The 3,012-nt window shown below is 61.3% G+C and carries 5 protein-coding genes; 2 read left to right on the top strand and 3 right to left on the bottom strand.

Annotated features, from left to right (window positions below; all coding sequences use genetic code 11):
* Positions 1–732 precede the first annotated feature (732 nt).
* Positions 733–1,146, bottom strand: a complete 414-nt coding sequence (locus A5695_RS25520) for a hypothetical protein (protein WP_068089171.1) — start codon at positions 1,144–1,146, stop codon at positions 733–735.
* Here A5695_RS25520 and A5695_RS25515 point away from each other — a divergent pair.
* On the top strand, positions 1,136–1,558 hold the full coding sequence (locus A5695_RS25515; RefSeq protein WP_156749854.1) for a hypothetical protein: 423 nt from the start codon (positions 1,136–1,138) through the stop codon (positions 1,556–1,558). The two genes, A5695_RS25520 and A5695_RS25515, sit on opposite strands and share 11 nt — an antisense overlap.
* Before the next feature lie 370 nt (positions 1,559–1,928).
* Here the strand turns inward: A5695_RS25515 and A5695_RS25510 are convergent, their stop codons facing one another.
* Together A5695_RS25510 and A5695_RS25505 are read right to left on the bottom strand one after the other, a co-directional pair.
* Positions 1,929–2,216, bottom strand: coding sequence for a HigA family addiction module antitoxin (locus tag A5695_RS25510; RefSeq protein ID WP_068089165.1), 288 nt, complete (start codon positions 2,214–2,216; stop codon positions 1,929–1,931).
* Positions 2,217–2,229: 13 nt separating this feature from the next.
* A complete protein-coding gene (locus A5695_RS25505) occupies positions 2,230–2,511 on the bottom strand; it encodes a type II toxin-antitoxin system RelE/ParE family toxin (protein ID WP_068089161.1) in 282 nt (93 codons plus the stop codon).
* Between the two features lie 39 nt (positions 2,512–2,550).
* Here A5695_RS25505 and A5695_RS25500 point away from each other — a divergent pair, with 39 nt between their 5' ends.
* The gene (locus A5695_RS25500) at positions 2,551–2,811 is read left to right on the top strand and encodes a hypothetical protein (RefSeq protein WP_156749853.1); all 261 of its coding nucleotides are present in this window, start codon (positions 2,551–2,553) and stop codon (positions 2,809–2,811) included.
* Positions 2,812–3,012 lie beyond the last annotated feature (201 nt).

Raw genomic sequence — 3,012 nt, 5'->3', positions numbered from 1 at the left:
ATGCCCATCGGCACCGGCGCGGCCCAGGCGTTCAGTCTGGCAGAGCAGCTAAGAAGAATCGTCGCGGTAGCCGGTGTGGATTTGGTTGTGGCTGTGCAGCTTCAGCCTTGATCTCGGCAGCAACGCGATGGGCGCGCTTCACCGCTTCCTCTGAGCCGTCCACGGCCTTCTCGAGCACACCGACTAAAGACGCTCCTTCTTTCCGGCATCATGGCCGGTGTTAGCGTCCTCGACCCAGCTGCAACGACCGAACTGATACGCCTGGCAGGGCACGCGCTTCGTACAATTTGACAGACACGACGGCCATTCCACGATTCGACGACATCAGAGCGTTCGTCTGGCGACCGCCAGATCTTGGGTTCCTCCCCGATACCCACGAGTTCAGTGAGCCCCAAAAGGTCCCAAACGGAAAAAACCGCAGACCTAAGCAGGTCCGCGGCTATTCCGATGTCTTGCGACATCACACGGTCGGACTGACAGGATTTGAACCTGCGACCACTTGACCCCAGTCGGGAATCTAATGACTTTAGTTGTCTTGCAACGACTCTCGCCCCGCCCCAACCAGCAGGAGCCGGCGACGGGGCGCCCACGGTGTGTAATACCCATCGCGCCGCTGTGATGTGGGTCCATTACCCCAGCTTGGGTTGGGACGGACAAGATCTGCAATAAGTGCTCGCACCGGAGGCCCGGTGCGAAAGTCAACCATGTCGTCAGATCTTGCGCGGTTGGTCATTACGGGGCATCGTCGTCGAAGATCGGCTCCTTGCCGGCGGTCAACCAGCTCGGCGATAGGTACTCATTAAGCGACAGCACGAGTGTGGGCGCCGGACCGGACATGTCATCGACATAGTGGTGACCCGGGCGACCTCCATTGCCAGCCAACACCTGCGCCTTCTCAATGATTTCGCCTGCTTTTGCGTCATCTAATCGCCAGGTCACTCGATCGTCAGATAGCTCGATGTTGGCCGCGGTTGCCTCGATCACGAACTCGTGGACCCGGCGACCGTGCTGTAGCTGCGACGATCCACGTTGCTGGGCCAGCGTCAGCGCCGCGGAAAAGGCGTCAAGCCCGGCGCGGTCGGCGGCTAACAACACCACGTCCTCGCCGCGAAATTCGGGGACACTCTTCACGCGAATGACCGCCATGGATCACCAGTACACCCGCACGCGCTGGCCCACCGCGAAGTCGAAGTTGCCAGACATACCGAAAAAATTTACTGCGCGGCAATTTATGGCGCCACACAACCCTTCGGCGGCGCCTCCAGTCAAGGAAAATGAGACCGTGGACGATTGGGCAGCAACCGACCTGGCGTTTGAGCTGGCCGATGCGATCAGCCCGCTCCTCACCGAACGCGATCGCGACCAGCTTTACGCCACCGTCGGTTCAGGCGATTCGTACACCGCCATCGACATCGTGCTGCAGACCGTGGCGCGGCAGGGCTCACCCATACCTTCCGAGCTCATAGCCAAAGTGACGAGCTGGCTCGACGCCTATACCCACAGCGACGACGCCCTCCGTCTGCATGAACTGCTTCAGGCGATCAAGGCATTGCGGTGATGTCTCGAAACTAAAGAAACGAGACAGCCCTGTGCGGCCGACCCGGCCTGCAGGCGCCTACGGGTTCGAAGGCGTCGGGCTGGTTCACGTGGCGCCGGCGCGGTAGCGGTCGGCCCATTTCTTGGCCGTGGCTGTCGAGCACTGGAACCGCTCGGCGGCTCGAGCACAGGTCCGGCCGTGCCGGGCGGTTATTGGGCCGTGGTGAGGAAGTGGGACGAAGTGAGAATCCCAGGGGCGCTGTGGTTTTGGAGCGTACGAGAAGAGATGCGGTGGGACGGAATGGGGTGGAGTAGTGCGAGAGAGTGAAGGGGGCGCGGGTGGGTGGCTGGGAACTCCTCGGGCGAGTCACCTTCGATCGGTTGCTGGCCTGTCAGGCGATGCGTTCGATGGCGTCGAGCTTGGCGGCGATGTGGTCGCGCGCGATCTCGGCGTCGTAGTGGGCTTGCATGTTGATGAAGAACATCTCGCTGAGTCCCAGCGCGCGGGAGAGCCGTAGTGCGGTATCTGCACTGATGCCGCGCTTGCCGTGCACGATCTCGTTGATTCGCCGTGCGGGCACGTCGATCGCCTTGGCAATTCGGTACTGCGAGATACCCATCGGTTCGAGGAACTCGGTCAAGAGGATCTCGCCGGGATGAGTAGGGGCGAAGTCTGGCATCGGTTTGTCCTTCCTAGTGATAATCGACGAGCTCGACGTCGGCTGCGCCGCTGGAACTCCAGGTAAAACAGATGCGCCACTGGCTGTTGACGCGGACGCTGTACTGGCCGGCGCGGTCGCCGGTCAGTTTTTCGAGTCGGTTGCCTGGCGGTACGCGTAGGTCGTTGATGCTCTCGGCGGCGTTGACGAGAACGAGCTTGTTGTAGGCGAGTCTGCTGAGCTCCGGGCTGAGCTTTTTGATGTGGCGGCGCTTCCAGATCGCCTCGGTATCCTTGTTCCGAAACGAGCGGATCACACCAGATAATAACGGTTCGCGTTATTAACGCCAACCGTTATGGTCGAGAGTTGTGCAGGAAGTGTGGCCCTCGCCGGACGTGTCCTGCCGCTACCCGTTGCCCTGCCGGCTGGGGTTCTCGCGGCGAAGGCGCGTCAAGCCGCCGAGCGGCTGGCCCTGGGCGAGGCTGCCCTGGCCGCCGCATGGCCCGGGCACGCCGACATCTCCGTCACGATGCGGACCTACGTCCACGCCCAAGCGGACATGCTGGAGCTAGCTGCGCGTAGCTTTGCTGCTCGCTCGTTGGCCGCCGAGGCCTGATTTCCTCGCAGACGCGTGCGGTGACTCGTTTCGATGCTTGTGACAATCTTGGGTCGGCCGAACGTTCGTGCGGTCGATTAAAAAGAGAAAAGACCAGCTCAGGGCTGGTTTTTCTTGTCGGGCTGACAGTGTGTGATTCCACGACATAGTTGACAGATGTCTCGCGACATAGTTGACACCTCAGTAGTTGTGGGAGGTCGG

Source organism: Mycobacterium sp. E1747, from assembly GCF_001667775.1.
In the GTDB taxonomy this organism is placed as follows: Bacteria; Actinomycetota; Actinomycetes; order Mycobacteriales; family Mycobacteriaceae; genus Mycobacterium.
This window is presented reverse-complemented; position numbering and strand designations above follow the sequence as displayed.